Genomic DNA, 18,873 nt, shown 5'->3' with positions numbered 1-18,873 from the left:
CGCCGATGGTAGTGTGGCATTCGCCATGCGAGAGTAGGACACTGTCAGGCACCTATTTAGAAGAGGCCTCCCATTCGGGAGGCCTTTTTGCATTTCTGTGTTCCAAAAATCTGCCCTGCCGCCGGCATTTTAGTAAAAGTGCTGGGCTATCAAGGGATTGCCCGTTACTCTTTAGCCGTTGCCGATTAACACGTGATGCTGCCAGCGAGGTATTGATGGCTACGTTGAAGGAAATTGCACAGGAAGCGGGGGTTTCTCTCGCCACGGTATCCCGGGTACTGAACGAGGATCCCAGCCTGAGCGTCAAGGAAGAGACCAAGCAGCGGATCTTCGAGATTGCCGAACGGCTGGAGTACAAGACCAGCAGCGCCCGCAAGGGGGTACACAAGAGCAAGCTGCACTTTCTGGTGGTCTATGCCTATCCCCAGAGTACCGAGGTCAACGACCCTTACTATCTCGCTATCCGTTATGGCATCGAGACCCAGAGTGCCCGCCTCAATATCGAACTGACCCATCTCTACAACTGCGGTGAAGGGCGCGAACTGAGCGCCGTGGATGGCATTCTGGTGGTCGGTACCCTCACAGCCGAGCGTCTCGTCCAGCTAAGGGCTTGTTCCAGCCAGCTGGTGTTTGTCGACTGCCGTTCACAGGGAGAGTTCGACTCGGTCGATGTGGATCTCGCCCTGATCAGCCAGCAGGTAGTCGATTACTTCATCGCGCAGGGGCACCAGCGTATCGGTTATATCGGTGGCCAGGATGAGAATCCGGATCTGCGCGAACTGGCCTTCCGGGATTATGGCCAGCGGCTGGGGGTGGTGCAGGAGAGCGACCTCTATCGTGGAGATTTCTCCAGCGCTTCCGGCTACCAGTTGGCGAAGGAGATGCTGGCAGGGGATTGGCCCAAGGCGCTGTTCGTTGCCTCCGACTCCATCGCCATCGGTGTGCTGCGTGCCATTCATGAGAAGGGACTGGCGATTCCCCAGCAAATTGAGCTTATCAGCGTCAACGATATTCCAACTGCCAAGTTCACCTTCCCGCCGCTCTCTACAGTGCGGATCCACTCCGAGTTGATGGGCTCCCAGGGAGTCAATCTGTTGGTCGAACGGCTGCGTGACGAGCGTGATATTCCACTTCGGGTGCTGGTGCCGAGCAAGTTGACCCTGCGTGGCACCACTCGCTGATTTTAGTAAAATATTCTGCTTTTTAGTCGCGCCATCTTGCGGTGGTGCGACACCTCTCCCAAGCAAACCTCTTTCCCATATCATCCAGTAACTTCATATCATATTGTTTTATAGTTGATTTTATTGCTAATCAGCCAACTCTTATCAACATCCATGCCACTCATCCATATCTTGCCCTCCTTTATCTCCCGCTTCTGATCTCGCTCACAAAACCATCTGTTCATTGTGATCAGGTTAAAACTTTACCAACCCAAAGCTGATATTTAGTAAATATTTATCTAGAGTTTACCCAGTTAACGTTGCCTTGTTCCGGGAGGACATGTGAATAACTGGGAAAACGTCCAATTCGTTGGTGAAAACAGGCTGGCCCCTCGCGCCTACTTCTTCTCTTATGCCGACCACGCGCTGGCGGCCACCATGCAGCGCGAGCTGAGCCGCCGTTTTCTGAGCCTTGGCGGCCAGTGGCAGTTCCACTACTTCGACCACCCCCTGCAGGTACCGGAGGCCTTCTATCACAGCCCCATGAGCGAGTGGGGCCAGATCACCGTGCCCAACATGTGGCAGATGGAAGGGCACGGCAATCTGCAGTACACCGACGAGGGTTTTCCCTTCCCCATCGACGTGCCCTTCGTGCCGACCAACAACCCCACCGGCGCCTATCAGCGCAGCTTCACGCTGAGCACGGCCTGGGACGGCGAGCAGGTGATCATCAAGTTTGACGGGGTGGAGACCTACTTCGAGGTCTATGTGAACGGCCACTACGTCGGCTTCAGCAAGGGCAGCCGCCTCACCGCCGAGTTCGATATCAGCGCCTACGCCAAGGTTGGCGAGAACCTGCTGTCGGTGCGGGTGATGCAGTGGGCTGACTCCACCTATATCGAAGATCAGGACATGTGGTGGATGGCGGGGATCTTCCGCGACGTCTATCTGGTGGGCAAACCAGCCGCCCATCTGCAGGACTTCTTTATCCGCACCGCGCTGGCTGATGACAATCAGAGCGCCACCCTGAGCTGCGATATCCAGTTGGAAAATCTTGGTGTGCCCGCCCGTGATCACCGTCTGGTCTGGTCCCTGCTGGATCAGGGCAGCGAGATCGCCAGCGGCTCCCTCGACCATCTCGCCATCGACGGCAAGTGTGATTGCCGCTTCACGCTGGATCTGGCCAATCCCCATCTGTGGAGCGCCGAAGATCCTTACCTCTACCAGCTGCAACTCTCCCTCTACAACGGTCGGGGTGAGCTGCTGGAAGTGATCCCGCAGCGGGTCGGGGTGCGTGAAATCAAGGTCAAGAATGGCCTCTTCTACGTCAACGGCCACTACCTCAAGCTGCACGGGGTGAACCGTCACGACAACGACCACCTCAAGAGTCGCGCAGTCGGCATGGATCGTGTTGAACGCGATATCGTGCTGATGAAGCAGCACAACCTCAACTCGGTGCGCACCGCCCACTACCCGAACGATCCTCGCTTCTATGAGCTGTGCGACCAGTACGGTCTGTTCGTGATGGCGGAGACCGACGTGGAGACCCACGGTTTTGCCAACGTTGGCGATCTCAGCCGCATCACCGACGACCCCTTCTGGGAGCCGGTGTTCGTGGATCGCATCGAGCGCCACGTGCACGCCCAGAAGAACCACCCCTCCATCATCATCTGGTCGCTCGGCAACGAGTCCGGCTACGGCTGCAACATCAGAGCTATGTACCAGCGCTGCAAGGCGATCGACCCGACCCGACTGGTGCATTACGAAGAGGATCGCGATGCCGAGGTGGTGGATGTGGTGAGCACCATGTATTCGCGCGTCTCCCAGATGAACTGCTTCGGCGAGTTCCCGATGGCGAAGCCGCGCATTCTCTGCGAATACGCCCACGCCATGGGCAACGGCCCGGGTGGCCTCAGCGAATACCAGCAGGTGTTCGACCGCCATCCCCACATTCAGGGCCACTACATTTGGGAGTGGTGCGATCACGGCATTCTGGATCAGGACGAGCAGGGCCGCCCCGTTTACAAGTACGGTGGCGACTATGGCGACTACCCCAACAACTACAACTTCTGCATGGATGGGCTCATTTATCCGGATCAGACCCCAGGGCCGGGCCTGCGTGAATACAAGCAGGTGATCTGCCCGGTCAAGGTGCGCGCGCTGGATCTGGCGAGCGGCAAGCTGGAAGTGGAAAACCGCTACTGGTTCTCCACTCTCGACGATATCCGCCTGCTGGTCGAGGTGAAGGCCGAGGGCGAGCTGCTGGCCAGCCAGCAAATCCGGTTGGAAGGGATTTCCCCCGGAGCCACCACCGAGCTGCAGCTCGAACTGCCCACACTTGATGGGCGGGAAACCTTCGTCCAGCTGCGGGTCATCAAGGCCACCGCCACCCGTTACAGCGCGGCGGAGCACGAGCTGGGCCAGTACCAGTTCCGGCTGAAAGAGTCGACTCGCCAGCTGCAGCCCTTTGCCAACCCCAACGCCACGGCGTTGCAGATTGCCGATGAGCGCCTTGACCTGACCTTGAGTGGCAGCGGCTTTGCCCTGCGCTTCTCGCGCCTCGACGGCAAGCTGGTGAGCTGGCAGCAGGATGGTATCGAGCTGATTGAGCGCTCGCCGCACCTCACCTTCTTCAAGCCGATGATCGACAACCACAAGCAGGAGTACGAGAGCCTGTGGCACCCGAACCACCTGCAGATCATGCAGGAGCACTTCCGCACCCTGAGCTGGCGTCAGCTGGGCGAGGCGGTCGAGGTGACGGTCGAGAGCCTGATCGCGCCGCCGGTGTTCGACTTCGGCATGCGCTGCCGCTACGTCTACACCCTGAGCCCGAACGGTCAGCTGCATGTGGCCCTCTCCGGTCAGCCCTACGGCGGCTATGACGACATCATCCCCAAGATCGGCTTCGAGCTGGGCATTCGTCAGGATCTCGACCGGGTGCACTACTACGGCATGGGCCCGGGCGAGAACTATCAGGACAGCCGCCAGAGCAACTGGATCGACAGCTTCCAGAGCACAGTCGGTGAGATGTGGGAGCACTACCCCTTCCCGCAGGACAACGGCAACCGCCAGCAGGTGCGCTGGGCGACCCTGACCAACCGCCACGGCGCCGGTCTCTACGTGCGGCCCGATGCCCCCATCAACCTGAGCGTCTGGCCCTACAGCTGGGAGCATATCCACGGGGCGCAGCACATCAACGAGCTGGAGCCGAGCGGTTACCTCACCCTCAATCTGGATCACAAGGTGCTGGGGCTGGGCTCCAACTCCTGGGGCTCCGAGGTGCTGGACTCCTGGCGGGTGCGCTTCGAGCCGTTCAGCTTCGGCCTGACCCTGCTGCCCATTGCCCGTGGCAACCTCAATCCGGCTGCGCTGGCCGGGCTCGATCTCACCATCAACGGCGGGAGGAACCTCGCATGATCACCCTGGACAACCTGACCCTGTTCAAAAACATCTACCGGGAGGGCAAGAAGTGGGGCCGCTGCGTGGAGGCCATCAACAACCTGCCGAACCTCAAGCCCGGCATCTGCCACTCCATCGGTGACTCCCTCACCTACCGCTTGCAGGAGGGGGCCAGCCCGGCCACCTCCCTGTTCGAGGGGCAGCGCCGCTACTTCGACCTCCACTACTACCTGGAAGGGGAAGAGACGGTGGAGTGGGCTGCCAAGAGCGAGCTGCGGGTCGAGCAGGGCTATGACGACACCACCGACCGCGAGTGGCTGGCTGGCGAGGTGCGTGAGCGCCAGAAGGTCGGCAACGGTCAGGTGGTGATCTTCGAGAACGACGAGGCTTACCGGTTCGTCGGCGATGCGCCGGTGCGCAAGGTGATCATCAAGGTCACCGTCGAAGGCGGCTACTTCAAGAACAAATAACAAGCCGCTGGTTCTGCACTGATAAAAGCCGGAAGGGCGGGGCTCACCCTACAACCCACGCCCGGCCCTTTCGCGGCAATAACTAAGGTCTGGAGATGCACCATGTCTGATTCCAAACGGAATACGATAGGCAAGTTCGGTTTGCTGTCGCTCACCTTCGCGGCGGTATTCAGCTTCAACAACGTCATCAACAACAACATCGAGATCGGTCTGGCCTCGGCCCCGATGTTCTTTCTGGCCACCATTTTTTACTTCATTCCGTTCTGCCTGATCATTGCGGAATTTGTGTCACTGAATAAGAACTCCGAAGCGGGCGTCTATGCCTGGGTGAAGAGCTCCCTCGGCGGTCGTTGGGCCTTTATCTCCGCCTACACCTACTGGTTCGTGAACCTCTTCTTCTTCACCTCGCTGCTGCCGCGGGTTATTGCCTACGCCTCCTATGCCTTTCTCGGCTACGAGTACATTCTCACTCCGGTGGCGACCACGGCGTTGAGTATGGTGCTGTTCGCCTTTGCCACCTATGTCTCCACCAACGGCGCCAAGATGCTCGGCCCCATCACCTCGGTGACCTCGTCCCTGATGCTGCTGCTGACCCTCTCCTACATTCTGCTGGCAGGTGCGGCACTGGTGGGCGGTGTGCAACCGGCCGACCCCATCACGGTAGAGGCCATGATCCCCGATTTCAGCTGGGCCTTCCTCGGCATCATCCCCTGGATCTTTATGGCAGCCGGTGGCGCCGAGTCGGTGGCGGTCTACGTCAATGACGTGAAGGGGGGCTCCAAGTCATTCGTGAAGGTGATCATCATCGCCGGGATCTTTATCGGCGTGCTCTACTCCATCGCCTCGCTGTTGATCAACGTGTTCGTGCCGAGCGGTACCCTGAAATATACCGGCGGCTCGGTGCAGGTGTTTGAAGGGCTGGCAGCCTACTTCGGCTTGCCGGAGATCCTGATGAACCGCTTCGTCGGTCTGGTCTCCTTCACCGCCATGTTCGGCTCCCTGCTGATGTGGACGGCGACCCCGGTGAAGATCTTCTTCTCCGAAATTCCGGCCGGCATCTTCGGCAAGAAGACGGTCGAGCTGAACGAGAACGGCGTACCCGCCCGTGCAGCCTGGATCCAGTACCTCATCGTGCTGCCGCTGATGGTGATCCCGACCCTGGGCTCCAACACCGCTCAGGATCTGATGAACACCGTCATCAACATGACCGCTGCCGCTTCCATGCTGCCGCCACTGTTCATCATGCTGGCCTACCTCAATCTGCGTCTGAAGCTCGATCACCTGCCGCGGGATTTCAGGATGGGTTCGCGCACCACCGGCATCGCAGTGGTGTCGGTGCTGATCGCCATCTTCTCGGTGGGCTTCCTCGCCTCCACCTTCCCGACCGGCGCCGACATCATGACCATCATCTTCTACAACGTCGGCGGGATCGTGATCTTCCTCGGCTTCGCCTGGTGGAAATACAACAGATACGAGGCCTCCCTCAGCGCCGAAGCGCGCGCGAAAGAGGCCCAGCCGACGGCGCAGGTTGCCATGCAGACGCCATAAGCACGGCATTGAATACCAATCAAACCGGGTGGCCGTTGGCCACCCGCAAACCGTTGAACCAGAAAAGGAAAAGAGCATGAGCGAGACGATCGAGTTTGCCGAATTCAAACGGGTCGAGATGAAGGTAGGCAAGGTGCTGGAGGTGGTGCGCCACCCCGGGGCAGACAAACTCTACATCGTCCAGATCGACGTGGGGGGCGAGCGGCCGCTGCAGACCGTCACCAGTCTGGTGCCTTACTACAGCGAAGAGGAGCTGATGGGCAGCGAGGTGGTGGTACTGACCAACCTCAAGCCCACCAGGATGCGCGGCGAGCGCTCCGAGTGCATGTTGCTCTGCGCCGAGACCCCGGACGAGAGCCAGAGCGTACTGTTGCAACCGCGGGTGCCGATGGCGCCGGGCACCCCGATCGTCTGACTGGTATTGCGAGCCGGTGCGGGAGACTGCACCGGTTCACCAACGAGGCCGTCCACGCGGCCCGATCATAACAAGAGAGTAAAGCGCGGGGCCGACAGACCCTTGCCGAACACATCACAGAGTCACCGCGTTACCCGCAGGGAGCGCGAGTCCACAGGAGGACACCATGTCTGAATCCGTACGCGGCACCATAGGCAAGTTTGCCCTGTTGTCGATGACCTTTGCCGCCGTGTTCAACGTGCGCAACATCGTCAACAACAACATCGAGCTGGGGCTCAGCTCCGCCCCCATTTTCCTGCTGGCGACCATCGTCTACTTCATTCCGTTCGTCTTCATCATCGCCGAGTTCGTTTCGGCCAATAAAAACTCCGAGTCGGGGATGTACGACTGGCTGAAAAAGCCGCTCGGCACCCGGATGGCCTATCTGGGTTCGTTTCTCTACTGGTTCGTAAACCTGTTCTGGTTCGTCTCTCTGCTACCCAACGTCATCGCCTACGCCTCCTACGCCATGCTGGGCTATGAGTACAGCTTCTCGCCCATGGTCACTTCGATCATCTCCATCGTGCTGTTTGCGGCGGCGACCCATATCTCCACCAAGGGGGCGAGCTGGCTTGGCAAGATTGCCGAAATAGTGGCCTATGGGGTGTTTGCCCTGTTCGCCATCTATGTGCTGGGTGCCCTGATGGCTCTGAGTGGCGATCATGTGCCGGCCCAGCCCATCACGCTGGAGGCGATGACTCCCACCGTCAACTGGGCGACCCTCGGCATCATGTGCTGGATCTTCCAGGCGGCGGGCGGTGCCGAGACTGCAGCGGCCTACCTCAATGATGTGAAGGGCGGCCAGAAGTCCTTCATCAAGGTGATCATCAGTGCCGGCATCGTCATCGGTGCCATGTATGCGGTCGGTTCCCTTTTGGTGAACGTGTTCGTACCGCGCGAGAGCCTCACCTATGCCGGCGGCATGGTGGAGATCTTCACTGGCATGGCCCAGTACTTCGGGCTTTCCGAGGCGCTGGTGGGCCGCTTCGTCGGCGTGGTGCTGTTCATCGCCATGTTTGGTTCCATGATGATGTGGACCTCGGCGCCGGTGAAGATCCACTTCTCCGAGATCCCGCAGGGGGTTTACGGCGAGAAGACCACCCAGCTCAACAAGCACGGCGTGCCGGTGCGCGCCGCCTGGTGGCAGTTTGTCTTCGTGTTCGCGATGCTGGTGGTCAACGGCTTCGGCTCCGAGTCGGTGCAGCAGATGATGAACACCGCCATCAACCTCACCGCCGGCACCGCCATGTTGCCGCCGATCTTCATCATGGTGGCCTACTTCGTGTTTCGCTGGAAACATGACGACACCCCCCGTGACTTCCGCATGGGGTCGCGCAAGTTCGGGATGGGCGTGGTGTCGGTGCTGATTGCCATCTTCGTGGTGAGCATGAGCGCTTCTGCCTTCCCGGCCGGAGTGGATCTGGTACGTGCCTTCTTCATCAACGTCTTTATGACAGCGGTCTTCTCGGCGCTGGCCTACTGGTGGATCTCCCGCTTCGAGAAGCGGCAGGCCAGCAAGCTCGCCGGCAATGAGAAGAAAACCGGCAGCGGCAAGCTGGTCAGCCAGCGCTGATCGGCTGGGCGAAAAAGTGGAACGGGCGGCCTGGGTCGCCCGTTTTTTTATCCATTTAGCCCCGGTTTGGCGCTATCTGGCCGCGGGTCAGCAACTTCCGCTATTCGATAAAGTAAAGGCGTTAAGCATTGATGAACAATTAACCGCTGCACAACGTTGCGCCTCTTCGTTATCGGGGTAAGCTGGAGGTTCGTTTTAGCGGGAGGTGCCAGACATCTCCCGCTCTGTTTCTTTTCCTCCCCAATCCTGACTGTCGCCATGGCAGCAGGATGCCCTTCTGATGGAGACCTTTCGTGCGTCTGGATCCCTTTACTGTTGTGCTGATTGCGGTGGTCACCCTGGCCTCCCTCTTTCCCTGTGAGGGGCAGGTAGCCGTCTGGTTCGGTCTGCTGACCAAGCTGGCGGTGGCGCTCCTGTTCTTCATGCATGGCGCCAAGCTGTCGCGCCAGAACCTGCTGGCGGGCCTCGGTCACTGGCGGCTTCATCTGGTGGTGATGCTCAGCACCTTCGTGCTGTTTCCGCTGCTCGGGCTGCTGCTCACCCCGCTGGTGCCGAGTTGGCTGAGCCCGGCCATCTACCTCGGCTTCCTCTATCTCTGCGCCCTGCCTGCCACCGTGCAGTCGGCCATCGCCTTTACCTCGATGGCGGGGGGCAATGTGTCGGCGGCGGTGTGCAGCGCCTCGGCCTCCAGCATCCTCGGTATCTTCCTCTCGCCGGTGCTGGTGGGGATGATGATCCACGTGCAGGGGGAGGGGATCGACACCTGGCACTCCATTCAGTCCATCATGATGCAGCTGATGCTGCCGTTCGTGGTGGGCCACCTGTCGCGCCCGCTCATCGGTCGCTGGGTCGATAGCCATCGCCCGCTCATCGGCAAGCTGGATCAGAGCTCCATTCTGCTGGTGGTCTACGTCGCCTTCAGCGAGGCGGTGGTGCAGGGGATTTGGCATCAAGTAGGCTGGTACGATCTGGCCAGTATCGTGTTGCTGAGCTGCATCTTGCTGGCGCTGGTGCTCTGCTGGAACGTCTGGATCAGCCGCCGCCTCGGCTTCGACAAGGCGGACGAGATCACCATCGTCTTCTGCGGCTCCAAGAAGAGTCTGGCCAACGGGGTGCCGATGGCCAACGTCATGTTCCCGGCCGCCAGCGTCGGGGTGATGGTGCTGCCGCTGATGATCTTCCACCAGATCCAGCTGATGGTCTGCGCCGTGCTGGCCCGCCGCTATCACGAGCAGGGGCATTGATACTCGCGCCGTTTTTATTGCCATAACAAGAGGGAGGCCCGTTGGCCTCCCTCTTCTCATCTGCATGCCGATCGGCGGATTAGCGTTTGCGCCAGACGGTGAGCTGCGCCACCGTGTGCTGATATTTGCGGGCTGTCTCGCGGATGACGAAGGGCACATCCCGCGGCGGGCAGTGCTCCTCGAACTCCGCCGCCAGCAGCCGTTGCAGCGCCTGATAGGTGGTGAGCGCCTCGCCGTTTTCACGAATGCCGCCGAGCCAGTTGGCGGGCGGGGTATATTCCGCCAGCCAGGTATAGGGGCTGGTGAGCACCAGCAGGCCACCGCTGCGCAGCCGGGGGGCGATATCCCGCAGGAAGCGGGCGGGCTCCCGCAGCCGGTCGATCAGATTGGAGGCGAGCACCAGATCGTAGTGGTCATATTTGGGTTTGAGGTTGCAGGCATCCCCCTGACTGAAGTGGATGCGCTCAGCCTGACTCGCCCCCAGCCCGTGGCTCGACAGGCGTGCCTCGCAATACTCCACCAGTTCACCCTCCAGCGGAATGGCGTAGCGGAAGCTGTCCTGGCTGGCGAGTGCCAGCGCCACATCGATGAAGCGGGCCGAGTAGTCGACCCCGTCCACATGCTGGAAGTGGCGAGCCAGTTCGAAGCTGGCGCGGCCGGTGGCACAGCCGATATCCAGTGCCCGCTGGTGGTTGCTGCACAGCTCGCCAGCAAGATCAGCAAGCGTCTTGGCGTAGTTGGCGACCCCGAAGTGGCTCGGGCCGTACTGGAAGTCGAGGTACTGAGCGACGAGCGTGTCGGTTTCATAGGGATTCACGATAACGGGTTCCTGATAACGGGAGACCAGATAGCGGAAACCCGCATGCTGGAAGAAGTGACGCCGGAAGGCGTAACGGGATGATTTGAGCGCTTCGTTGCCCGTACTGATCCAGCTGCCGCCCTTGATCAGGGTGTGCTTGCCATCAAAGGTAGGGGTGGAGAAGTCGTCGTAGAGCGGGTGGATTTTAAAGCCATCGAAGCCATCGATGGCGGTGCTGGTCCACTGCCAGACATTGCCCACCAGATCGAAGAACTCCCCTTGCGGGCAGGCATCCACCGGGCAGGAGGAGGCGAAACGGGCCAGATTGATATTGCCGGGGGCCTCCGTCCAGTCCGGCTGATCGCCGGGTAGCTGCTCGCGCAGCAGCATCCATTCCGCCTCGCTCGGCAGCTGGATGGGGAGTCCGGTCAGGGCCGCCTTCCAGCGACAGAAGGCAGCCGCCTCCAGCTGATTTACCTCGACCGGCCAGTCCCATGGCATGGCGATCTGCTCGGTCATCAGCCGCAGCTGCAATTGTTCGGGCTCGGCGGGGTCACCCACCCAGAAGGTGGGCATCTGCGCCCTGGCGTACTGGCACCAGCCCCATCCCTCCTCATCCCACCACTGTTGCTGGCCGTAGCCGCCCGCCTGGACGAAGGCGAGGTACTCGGCATTGCTCACCAGCATGCGGCTGGCCTGAAACGGGGCCAGCTCGATCTGGCGCTCGCCATATTCGTTGTCCCAGCCGTAGGTGGCGTCCTGCTTGCCAAGGCGCACCTTGCCGCCGGCCACCGGCAGCAGGCTGTTGGCGGGCACCTGATCAATGCGGCGGCGGGCTTCGGTACAGGCGGGCCAATAAGGCTGCGGTCGCACCCAGGCGAGTGGCAGCTGGCGGATCAGCACGCTGGAGGTCTCGAGGTGGATGCGCTCGTGCTCTATCCCCATCAGGATCACCCAGGCCGGGCTCTGCCAGTCGATGGGCAGGGTGAGCGGCATCTGGCGAATGAAATCGCACACCAGCGTACGAACTTTGGCTCGATAGCTGCGCAGCTCGCTGACCTTGGGCCAGTCGTAGTGGGTCTCGTCCAGATCGTCCCAGCTCATCTCGTCCACCCCGATGGCGACCATGGCCTCGATGCGGGCATCCAGCCGCTGATCGATCAGGCGCGCCGCCAGCAGCTTGTTGATAAAGAAGGCGGCGGTGTGGCCGTAGTAGAAGATGAGCGGGTGGCGCAGGGGGATCGCCTTGTTGAACCAGGCGCGCTCATCGGCCAGACAGTCGAACAGCGAATCGTAGAGATCGAAGGTCTGGCAGAAGTAGCTGAGCAGCTCGCGCCGTTTCTGCTCGGGATCGCTGCCGGTCAGCAGCGGGGTGCGAGTCGGTTCCGGCAGACCGGTGGCGGTGGCATAGAGAGGGCTTGCTTGGGTCACGCTCTGGCTCCTTGTTGGCAGTGAAGACTGACAAGACAGTGGTAATGACATTACCGCAATGGAGAGCTTGGTACGCACGAAGTACCACTATTGGCTCAACAGACCGGCAGGGCAATTAAAAACTTCTACGGGCTGTCAGCATAGTGACCGGCAGGGCGACCCGCCAATCAGCCACAATCATATCCGTTCGAGAATGGTTATTTTCACCAAAATATGGTCTAAATGGCTCTCTAAATTTTTCTGTCTGTTCAGGTGTAAATGGTTATTTCCTTTTGAATCATCATGTTAATTATTGGCTCACGCTTTGCAGAGCATGAAAACCAATTGGCCCTGGATGGCCAACACATAAGGAGGAGAGTAGCGATGAAATGGATGATGGTTGTCATGTTGATGGCGGGGCTCAGTGGGTGTCACTGGCTGGATCAGACCAGAGTGACCGGCGCGGGGGCTGTGGTCGAGCGCCAGCAGGCGCTTGGTGACGGGGTGACCCGGGTGCTGGCGGGTGTGCCTGCCACCCTCCATCTGGTAGCGGGGGAGCCGCGCGGCATCCTGATCAAGGGGCAGGAGAACCTGCTGCCCTATCTGGAGCTGACCGAGAGCGGCGACAAGCTGGAGATCGAGGTGAAGGAGGGTTACCGGCTCGATCCTACCGAGCCGCTGGAGCTGACCATCACCTTACCGGTGCTGAACGAACTGGCATTGGCCGGGACCGGCAACGGCGATCTGAGCGGCTTCAAGGGCGATGAGCTGGTGCTGTCGGTGGCCGGTACCGGTGACATCGTCGCCAGTCAGCTGGAGCTGAAACGGCTGGAAGGGAATATCGCTGGCACCGGCAGTCTGGAGCTGGGCAGCGGTTCGGCACAGGCTATCGAGCTGAACATTGCCGGTGCTGGCGATGTGCTCGGGAGCGAGATGCGCGGCAACGAGGTAGAGGTCAATATCGCCGGCAGCGGTGATGTGGCGGTACGGGCGCAGGATACGCTGAAAGTCGGCATCGCCGGCTCAGGCAACATCGCCTACTGGGGCGATCCCAAGGTGGAGCAGCAGCTCGCAGGCTCCGGCGGCGTGACCCGAGCGGGCAGCTGATATCAACCGATCACCACAACTGAAACAGGCCCGCAACGGGCCTGTTTTGTTTTTTCCAACATGGCGCAACTCCCCGTGCCATTTGTGCAAATCCTGCATAAGTGATGTTCCGGTCCGCCGGTTTTTCAATAAATCCCGCTCCCTATAATGCGCCTCATCCGCTACGGCGAACTTATCAACTACTGAGGCGTCACTGATGACTACATTATTACCTTTTGCAAATGCCGTGCTCGATGATCAGGCTCTGGTCAGCGGGCTCAAATCCATCCACCCGACCTGGGGCGACATGACGGTCCGTGTGGCCGGTGAAGCCTGGGGCATGCCGCTGCTCGACCAGAAGACCAAGGCGCTCATCACCATCGCCATCGACCAGATGGCCCTCAACGTCAGCGGTGAAGGCAACCCTTTCGCAGCCCATGTCGATATGGCGCTCAAGCAGGGGGCGACCTGGCAGGAGCTTGAAGAGCTGATCGTCTTCGCATCCGTCTATACCGGTTTCAACAAGGGTGCGACCACCATGGGGGCGCTCAACAAATTGCGTCATGAGCGGGGGGATATCTGATGGCCATTCCAGGACTGAAAAAGCCCGATCATATCGGCTTTACCGTACCCAATCTGGCAGAGGCTATCGCCTTCTTTCGCGACCACTTCGATTTCGAGCTGGCCTATGAATTCGGGCCCTTTGTGGCGAGTGACAACTGGATGGCGGAGCACCTCAACGTGAATGCCCGCGCCGAGATCACCCGTATTGCGGTGATGAATGCCAAAGGGATCAATCTGGAGATCTTCGAGTACGCCAGCAATATCGAGCGCAACCTCAAGGCTCCCAACAACGCCGATATCGGTGGCCACCATCTCGCCTTCTATGTGGATGACATGGCGGCGGCAGTGGCTTACCTGAAGGAGGAGGGGATCGCCGTGCTGGGCGAGCCGACATGTATGACGGAAGGGCCGACCGCAGGGGAGTCCTGGGTCTATTTTCTTGCGCCATGGGGCATGCAGCTGGAGCTGGTCTCCTATCCGCAGGGCAAGGCCTATAGCCGTCAATCACCCGTCGCCCTGTTTGATCCACGATGAACGCGCTCTCGGTTTTGCTAATCGTGATGGCCGGCATGGGCCTCTCCTTCGAAGCGGGCCTGCTGGGCCCGCTTGGTGAACAGGTGGGCCATCTGTGGGCCACCCTGAGCATCTTCGGCGTGGGGGCTGCACTGCTCTGGCTGATCCGTTTCTTCACGGTGCGGGGGCCATCCACAGGATGGCATGGGGTGCCGAAATGGCAGCTGATCGGTGGCTTGCTCGGCCCCGTCTATGTGGTGGCGCTCACTCTCTCGACTCCCATGCTGGGGGTGGCGATGACGATGATCTGTGTCCTGCTGGGGCAGGTGACCAAGAGCTTTGCCATCGACTACTTCGGCTGGTTTGGCATGCCGAAACGGGCAACCCGTCCTGTGCGGCTGGTGGCGCTCGGCTGCATCGCGCTGGCGCTGTTGTTTACCTATCTGGGAGCAAACTGATGGTGCTGATTATCGTGTTGGCCATCGTCTCCGGCATGGCGCTCAGCGCCCAGGCGGCGATCAATGGTCAGTTGGGAGCGCGGGTCGGTGTGGTGCAGAGTTCGTTGCTCACCTTCACCATGGGTACTGTGGTGACCGCTCTGCTGATCTTCTTCTTTGAGCCGCCCTATCAGGCGACCCTGCTCAGCGTGCCGAAGTGGCAGCTGGCCGGAGCCCTGTTCGGCATTGTCTACATGGTGGTGATGGTCGCGGCCATTCCACGAGTAGGGGTCGCCATCGCCACAGTGGCCACCATTCTGGGCCAGATGGTGATGAGTCTGGTGATCGATACCATGGGTTGGTTGGGCAATGCCCCCATCCCCCTAAACTATTGGCGCCTTGCCGCCATGATGGCCGTCGCCGCAGCGCTGCTCTGCATCTATCTGGCGAACCGACAACAGGAACAAGTAAATGAGTGAACAGGCAACAACCCTGATGGTCTTTTTCAATCTCAAACCGGGGACGAGCGAGGCGGATTATCTGGCGTGGGCACGGGAAGTCGATCTGCCCACCGTGAACCGGCTCAACAGCGTCACCTCGTTCGAGGTGTTCAAGGGGCTGAAGATGCTGGGGCAGCAGAGTGCGTCGCCGTGGGACTACTTCGAAGTGATCCGCATTGAGTCGGAGACGCAATTTCTGCAGGAGATCCAGAGTTCGCAGATGCAGCAGGTGATCCGTCAATTCGAAACCTTTGCCACGGATGCCCACTTTATCTGCACCCGGAACATCACCACGCTGTAGCTGGCTCGCCAGTGGTGAAGGGGATACCACTCTTGCCACTGGCTTGGCTGCCACAACATCAGAGGCTTTATGAAAAAACAGCTTGGCGAATACCTGCACGTGCTGGCCATCATCTTTCCGCTGACGCTGCTGATCCCGCGCTGGATGGCGCCGCTGCTGGCGAGATGGCAGCTCGACCCCGCCGCACCAGTCGCAGTGTTGCTCATCGACAGCGTGATCGTGGCCTGCGCCGTCTTTGTCTTGCTGCCGGCGCTGCACAAGCTGACCGGCAGGCTGTCTGGCTAAACCTGTCTGGCATCCCAGTAGCAGGGAGAGCCATATTTTCCCGCCAGAAAATCGATCACCACCCTCACCTTGGCGGCGAGCTGGTCGGTCTCCAGATAGAGTGCGCTGATCACCTGCTGCTCCACGCTGGTGGAGACGGTGAACCGGGTCATGATCGGCTTGAGCCGTCCGGTTTTCAGCTCCTCGCCGATGAGCCAGGTGGGGAACACTACAATCCCGGCACCCGCCACCGCGCCGGCAACCAGGGTATCGGCATTGTTGCTGTAGAGGGTGCCGCTCACCTCATAGGGTTGCAGCTGCTCCTGGCCGATGAACCAGCGCTGCAGGCCGTTGCTCCCCTTGAAGACCAGACAGTTGTGCTGCACCAGCTCATCCGGACTGGCTGGTTCGCCATGGCGATTGAGGTAGTCGGTGCTGGCCGCCATCACGTAGTGCTGCTGGCCAAACTGCTTCATTCGCAGGGAGGAGTCTTGCGAGATCCCGATGCGGATCAGCAGGTCGATCGACTCGGCCGCCGGATCGACATAGTGATCCGTCTGCTGCAACTCGACCTTGAGCAGGGGGTAGCGCTCCAGCAGCTCGGTCAGATAGGGGGCGATGTGCAGCCGGCCAAAGGCGACCGGCGCGCTGATCCGGATGGTGCCTCTCGGGGTATCCGCCCGTTGCTCGATCTGGCCAACCACCCGCTCATACTGCTGGAGGATCTCGGCGCACTGTTTGGCAAAAGCGACCCCCTCCTCGGTGAGGGAGATGGAGCGGGTATGGCGGTGCAGCAGTTTGGAGCCCACCTTCTCCTCCAACTGCGCCATCTTGCGCGAGACGGACGAGGGGGTCATATCCTGCCGACGCGCCACATCTGAAAAACTGCCAAACCGGGTGGTCATCAGAAACAGCTTTATCTCCAACAACGAAACGTCGTAGTTCACGGAATACCTCCTCCATCGCAATCCTCAAGGGTAATCGGCCGACCTTGGCCAGGGCAAGCCGGTATTATGCGGAGGCTGCTACCACTGATGCTCTGCTCTGGCATGCCGTTACCACGAGCAGCAAGGCGGATCTTGTCCGATCACCACAACACCAACTGGAACAGGCCCGCAACGGGCCTGTTTTGATCAGAGGTGGCGGGCGTGAAAGCGCAGGTGCGCCTCGATAAAGCTCGCCACGAAGTAGTAGCTGTGGTCATAGCCCTCGTGGCGGTTGAGCTCCAGCGGCCACTCCTTGTTGGCGGCCACTTCGGCCAGCGCATCGATATGCAACTGCTCGGCGAGAAAGGGATCATCCAGTCCCACATCCACCAGGGTGGGCAGCGGCGTGACCGGCTGGTGGCGCAGCAGCTGGCAGGCATCCCACTCCTGCCACAACAAGGGATTGCTGCCGAGGTAGGCGCCGAGCGCCTTCTGGCCCCAGGGGCAGCGGCTCGGGTGGCAGATGGGGCTGAACGCCGAGACCGAGCGGTAGCGACCGGGCTCGCGCAGAGCGGCGATCAGCGCCCCGTGACCCCCCATGGAGTGGCCACTGATGGCGCGGCGGGTCGAGACCGGGAAGTGAGTCTCTATCAAGTCAGGCAGTTCGCGGGTGACGTAGTCATACATCTGGTAGTGCGCCTGCCAGGGGCTCTGGCTGGCATTGACGTAAAAGCCTGCCCCCATGCCGAGGTCATAACCGGGATCGTCCGCTACGCCGTCGCCGCGGGGGCTGGTGTCCGGCGCCACCAGGGCGATGCCGAGCTCGGCGGCGATACGCTGAGCGCCCGCCTTCTGCATGAAGTTCTCATCGGTGCAGGTGAGGCCGCTGAGCCAGTAGAGCACGGGCACCTTCTGGCCGGTGAGGGCCTGAGGCGGCAGATAGATGGCAAAATTCATCTCGCAGCCGAGCACGCTGGCGTGGTGGCGATAGCGCTTGTGCCAGCCGTCGAAGCTCTTGTTGCTGCTGATAATCTCCAGATTCATCGAAGGACTCCTGCACCCCGCCCGCAGTGGCGGGCGGGGTGATCATGCTCAGTAGTGGATGACGGTGCGAATGCTCTTGCCTTCATGCATCAGGTCGAACGCCTCGTTGATCTGTTCCAGCGGCATGGTGTGGGTGATGAAGTCATCGAGACGGAACTCACCCTGCATATAGCGCTGCACATAGCTCGGCAGCTCGCTGCGACCGCGAACCCCGCCGAAGGCGCTGCCGCGCCAGACCCGACCGGTCACCAGTTGGAACGGACGGGTGCTGATCTCCTGACCCGCTCCGGCGACGCCGATAATGACCGACTCGCCCCAGCCCTTGTGGCAGCACTCCAGCGCCGCACGCATTACTTTGACGTTGCCGATGCACTCGAAGGAGAATTCGACGCCGCCATCGGTCAGCTCGACGATCACCTCCTGGATCGGTTTGTCGTAATCGTTCGGGTTGATGCAGTCGGTGGCGCCCAGCTTGCGGGCCAGCTCGAACTTGCTCTCGTTGATGTCGATGGCGATGATGCGACCGGCCTTGGCCAGACGGGCACCGATCACCGCCGAGAGGCCGATGCCCCCCAGCCCGAAGATGGCGACGCTCTCACCCTCTTTCACCTTGGCGGTGTTCATCACGGCGCCGATGCCGGTGGTGACGCCACAACCGAGCAGGCAGACCTCTTCCAGCGGGGCGGCCGGGTCTACCTTGGCGATGGAGATCTCAGGCAGTACCGTGTATTCGCTGAAGGTGGAGGTGCCCATGTAGTGATAGATGGGCTGACCATCTTTCGAGAAGCGGGTGGTGCCGTCCGGCATCAGCCCCTTGCCCTGAGTGGCGCGGATCTTCTGGCACAGGTTGGTCTTGCCGGATTTGCAGAATTTGCACTCGCCGCACTCGGGGGTGTAGAGCGGAATCACGTGATCCCCCACCTTGACGCTGGTGACCCCTTCGCCGACCGATTCGACGATGCCGCCTCCCTCGTGGCCGAGAATGCAGGGGAAGACCCCTTCCGGATCCTCACCGGAGAGGGTGAAGGCATCGGTGTGGCAGACGCCGGTCGCGACGATGCGCACCCGCACTTCGCCCGCTTGCGGTGGCATGACCTCGACTTCTTCGATGGAGAGGGGCTGACCCGGGCCCCAGGCGATGGCGGCCTTACACTTGATGCTTTGAACCTGTGCCATGACGG

18 protein-coding genes are annotated in these 18,873 nt (G+C 60.6%); 14 read left to right on the top strand and 4 right to left on the bottom strand.

Going from position 1 to position 18,873, the window contains the following annotated elements:
• Positions 1-215: 215 nt before the first annotated feature.
• From ebgR to L972_RS14445, 7 genes are all read left to right on the top strand, one after another.
• On the top strand, positions 216-1,181 hold the full coding sequence (gene ebgR, locus L972_RS14475) for a transcriptional regulator EbgR (protein ID WP_005342046.1): 966 nt from the start codon (positions 216-218) through the stop codon (positions 1,179-1,181).
• A 321-nt stretch (positions 1,182-1,502) separates the two neighbouring features.
• Positions 1,503-4,577 (top strand): beta-galactosidase subunit alpha, encoded by a 3,075-nt coding sequence (ebgA, locus tag L972_RS14470; RefSeq protein WP_047439091.1) that lies wholly within the window; start codon positions 1,503-1,505, stop codon positions 4,575-4,577.
• Entirely contained in the window at positions 4,574-5,029 is a 456-nt protein-coding gene (locus L972_RS14465) for a beta-galactosidase subunit beta (protein ID WP_047439086.1), read from the top strand. Before ebgA ends, L972_RS14465 begins: the two co-directional genes overlap by 4 nt.
• A 102-nt stretch (positions 5,030-5,131) precedes the next feature.
• Complete coding sequence (locus L972_RS14460) at positions 5,132-6,577, top strand: amino acid permease (RefSeq protein ID WP_047439083.1); 1,446 nt, start codon at positions 5,132-5,134, stop codon at positions 6,575-6,577.
• A 76-nt stretch (positions 6,578-6,653) separates the two neighbouring features.
• Positions 6,654-6,992, top strand: a complete 339-nt coding sequence (locus tag L972_RS14455) for a tRNA-binding protein (protein WP_026080427.1) — start codon at positions 6,654-6,656, stop codon at positions 6,990-6,992.
• A 166-nt stretch (positions 6,993-7,158) separates the two neighbouring features.
• Positions 7,159-8,604: an amino acid permease gene (locus L972_RS14450; RefSeq protein WP_047439081.1), complete on the top strand. Its 1,446-nt coding sequence runs from the start codon at positions 7,159-7,161 to the stop codon at positions 8,602-8,604.
• Positions 8,605-8,897: 293 nt separating this feature from the next.
• The gene (locus L972_RS14445) at positions 8,898-9,848 is read left to right on the top strand and encodes a bile acid:sodium symporter family protein (protein WP_047439079.1); all 951 of its coding nucleotides are present in this window, start codon (positions 8,898-8,900) and stop codon (positions 9,846-9,848) included.
• A gap of 79 nt (positions 9,849-9,927) precedes the next feature.
• Here the strand turns inward: L972_RS14445 and ovoA are convergent, their stop codons facing one another.
• Entirely contained in the window at positions 9,928-12,078 is a 2,151-nt protein-coding gene (gene ovoA / locus L972_RS14440; protein WP_047439078.1) for a 5-histidylcysteine sulfoxide synthase, read from the bottom strand.
• Between the two features lie 363 nt (positions 12,079-12,441).
• Here ovoA and L972_RS14435 point away from each other — a divergent pair, with 363 nt between their 5' ends.
• The 7 genes from L972_RS14435 to L972_RS14405 all read left to right on the top strand — a co-directional run bounded on the left by L972_RS14435 (position 12,442) and on the right by L972_RS14405 (position 15,743).
• Positions 12,442-13,164 (top strand): head GIN domain-containing protein, encoded by a 723-nt coding sequence (locus L972_RS14435; protein WP_047439076.1) that lies wholly within the window; start codon positions 12,442-12,444, stop codon positions 13,162-13,164.
• A gap of 196 nt (positions 13,165-13,360) precedes the next feature.
• Positions 13,361-13,726, top strand: a complete 366-nt coding sequence (locus L972_RS14430) for a carboxymuconolactone decarboxylase family protein (RefSeq protein ID WP_047439074.1) — start codon at positions 13,361-13,363, stop codon at positions 13,724-13,726.
• On the top strand, positions 13,726-14,241 hold the full coding sequence (locus L972_RS14425; protein ID WP_047439072.1) for a VOC family protein: 516 nt from the start codon (positions 13,726-13,728) through the stop codon (positions 14,239-14,241). The genes L972_RS14430 and L972_RS14425 overlap by 1 nt, the downstream gene beginning before the upstream one ends.
• Positions 14,238-14,678, top strand: coding sequence for a DMT family transporter (locus tag L972_RS14420; protein WP_047439069.1), 441 nt, complete (start codon positions 14,238-14,240; stop codon positions 14,676-14,678). Before L972_RS14425 ends, L972_RS14420 begins: the two co-directional genes overlap by 4 nt.
• Positions 14,678-15,136 (top strand): DMT family transporter, encoded by a 459-nt coding sequence (locus L972_RS14415; protein WP_047439067.1) that lies wholly within the window; start codon positions 14,678-14,680, stop codon positions 15,134-15,136. The genes L972_RS14420 and L972_RS14415 overlap by 1 nt, the downstream gene beginning before the upstream one ends.
• A complete protein-coding gene (locus L972_RS14410) occupies positions 15,129-15,458 on the top strand; it encodes a hypothetical protein (RefSeq protein WP_047439066.1) in 330 nt (109 codons plus the stop codon). The genes L972_RS14415 and L972_RS14410 overlap by 8 nt, the downstream gene beginning before the upstream one ends.
• A 69-nt stretch (positions 15,459-15,527) precedes the next feature.
• Positions 15,528-15,743 (top strand): hypothetical protein, encoded by a 216-nt coding sequence (locus L972_RS14405; RefSeq protein ID WP_033114723.1) that lies wholly within the window; start codon positions 15,528-15,530, stop codon positions 15,741-15,743.
• On the opposite strand, the gene L972_RS14400 is transcribed toward L972_RS14405, so the two are convergent.
• From L972_RS14400 to L972_RS14390, 3 genes are all read right to left on the bottom strand, one after another.
• A complete protein-coding gene (locus L972_RS14400) occupies positions 15,740-16,669 on the bottom strand; it encodes a LysR family transcriptional regulator (RefSeq protein WP_047439065.1) in 930 nt (309 codons plus the stop codon). The two genes, L972_RS14405 and L972_RS14400, sit on opposite strands and share 4 nt — an antisense overlap.
• 186 nt (positions 16,670-16,855) lie before the next feature.
• Entirely contained in the window at positions 16,856-17,692 is an 837-nt protein-coding gene (gene fghA / locus L972_RS14395) for an S-formylglutathione hydrolase (RefSeq protein ID WP_047439063.1), read from the bottom strand.
• 48 nt (positions 17,693-17,740) lie between these two features.
• Positions 17,741-18,868: an S-(hydroxymethyl)glutathione dehydrogenase/class III alcohol dehydrogenase gene (locus tag L972_RS14390; protein WP_047439061.1), complete on the bottom strand. Its 1,128-nt coding sequence runs from the start codon at positions 18,866-18,868 to the stop codon at positions 17,741-17,743.
• Positions 18,869-18,873: the final 5 nt, after the last annotated feature.

The organism is Aeromonas sp. ZOR0001 (assembly GCF_000801015.1).
In the GTDB taxonomy this organism is placed as follows: domain Bacteria; phylum Pseudomonadota; class Gammaproteobacteria; order Enterobacterales; family Aeromonadaceae; genus Aeromonas; species Aeromonas veronii.
Note: the sequence above shows the minus strand (reverse complement) of the source record. Positions and strands in the feature narration are given on the sequence as shown.

Coding starts and splice junctions, on each gene's coding strand:
- ebgR (WP_005342046.1), top strand. CDS start 216: ATGGCTACGTTGAAGGAAATTGCACAGGAAGCGGGGGTTTCTCTCGCC.
- L972_RS14465 (WP_047439086.1), top strand. CDS start 4,574: ATGATCACCCTGGACAACCTGACCCTGTTCAAAAACATCTACCGGGAG.
- L972_RS14460 (WP_047439083.1), top strand. CDS start 5,132: ATGTCTGATTCCAAACGGAATACGATAGGCAAGTTCGGTTTGCTGTCG.
- L972_RS14455 (WP_026080427.1), top strand. CDS start 6,654: ATGAGCGAGACGATCGAGTTTGCCGAATTCAAACGGGTCGAGATGAAG.
- L972_RS14450 (WP_047439081.1), top strand. CDS start 7,159: ATGTCTGAATCCGTACGCGGCACCATAGGCAAGTTTGCCCTGTTGTCG.
- L972_RS14435 (WP_047439076.1), top strand. CDS start 12,442: ATGAAATGGATGATGGTTGTCATGTTGATGGCGGGGCTCAGTGGGTGT.
- L972_RS14430 (WP_047439074.1), top strand. CDS start 13,361: ATGACTACATTATTACCTTTTGCAAATGCCGTGCTCGATGATCAGGCT.
- L972_RS14425 (WP_047439072.1), top strand. CDS start 13,726: ATGGCCATTCCAGGACTGAAAAAGCCCGATCATATCGGCTTTACCGTA.
- L972_RS14420 (WP_047439069.1), top strand. CDS start 14,238: ATGAACGCGCTCTCGGTTTTGCTAATCGTGATGGCCGGCATGGGCCTC.
- L972_RS14415 (WP_047439067.1), top strand. CDS start 14,678: ATGGTGCTGATTATCGTGTTGGCCATCGTCTCCGGCATGGCGCTCAGC.
- L972_RS14410 (WP_047439066.1), top strand. CDS start 15,129: ATGAGTGAACAGGCAACAACCCTGATGGTCTTTTTCAATCTCAAACCG.
- L972_RS14405 (WP_033114723.1), top strand. CDS start 15,528: ATGAAAAAACAGCTTGGCGAATACCTGCACGTGCTGGCCATCATCTTT.
- fghA (WP_047439063.1), bottom strand. CDS start 17,692: ATGAATCTGGAGATTATCAGCAGCAACAAGAGCTTCGACGGCTGGCAC.
- L972_RS14390 (WP_047439061.1), bottom strand. CDS start 18,868: ATGGCACAGGTTCAAAGCATCAAGTGTAAGGCCGCCATCGCCTGGGGC.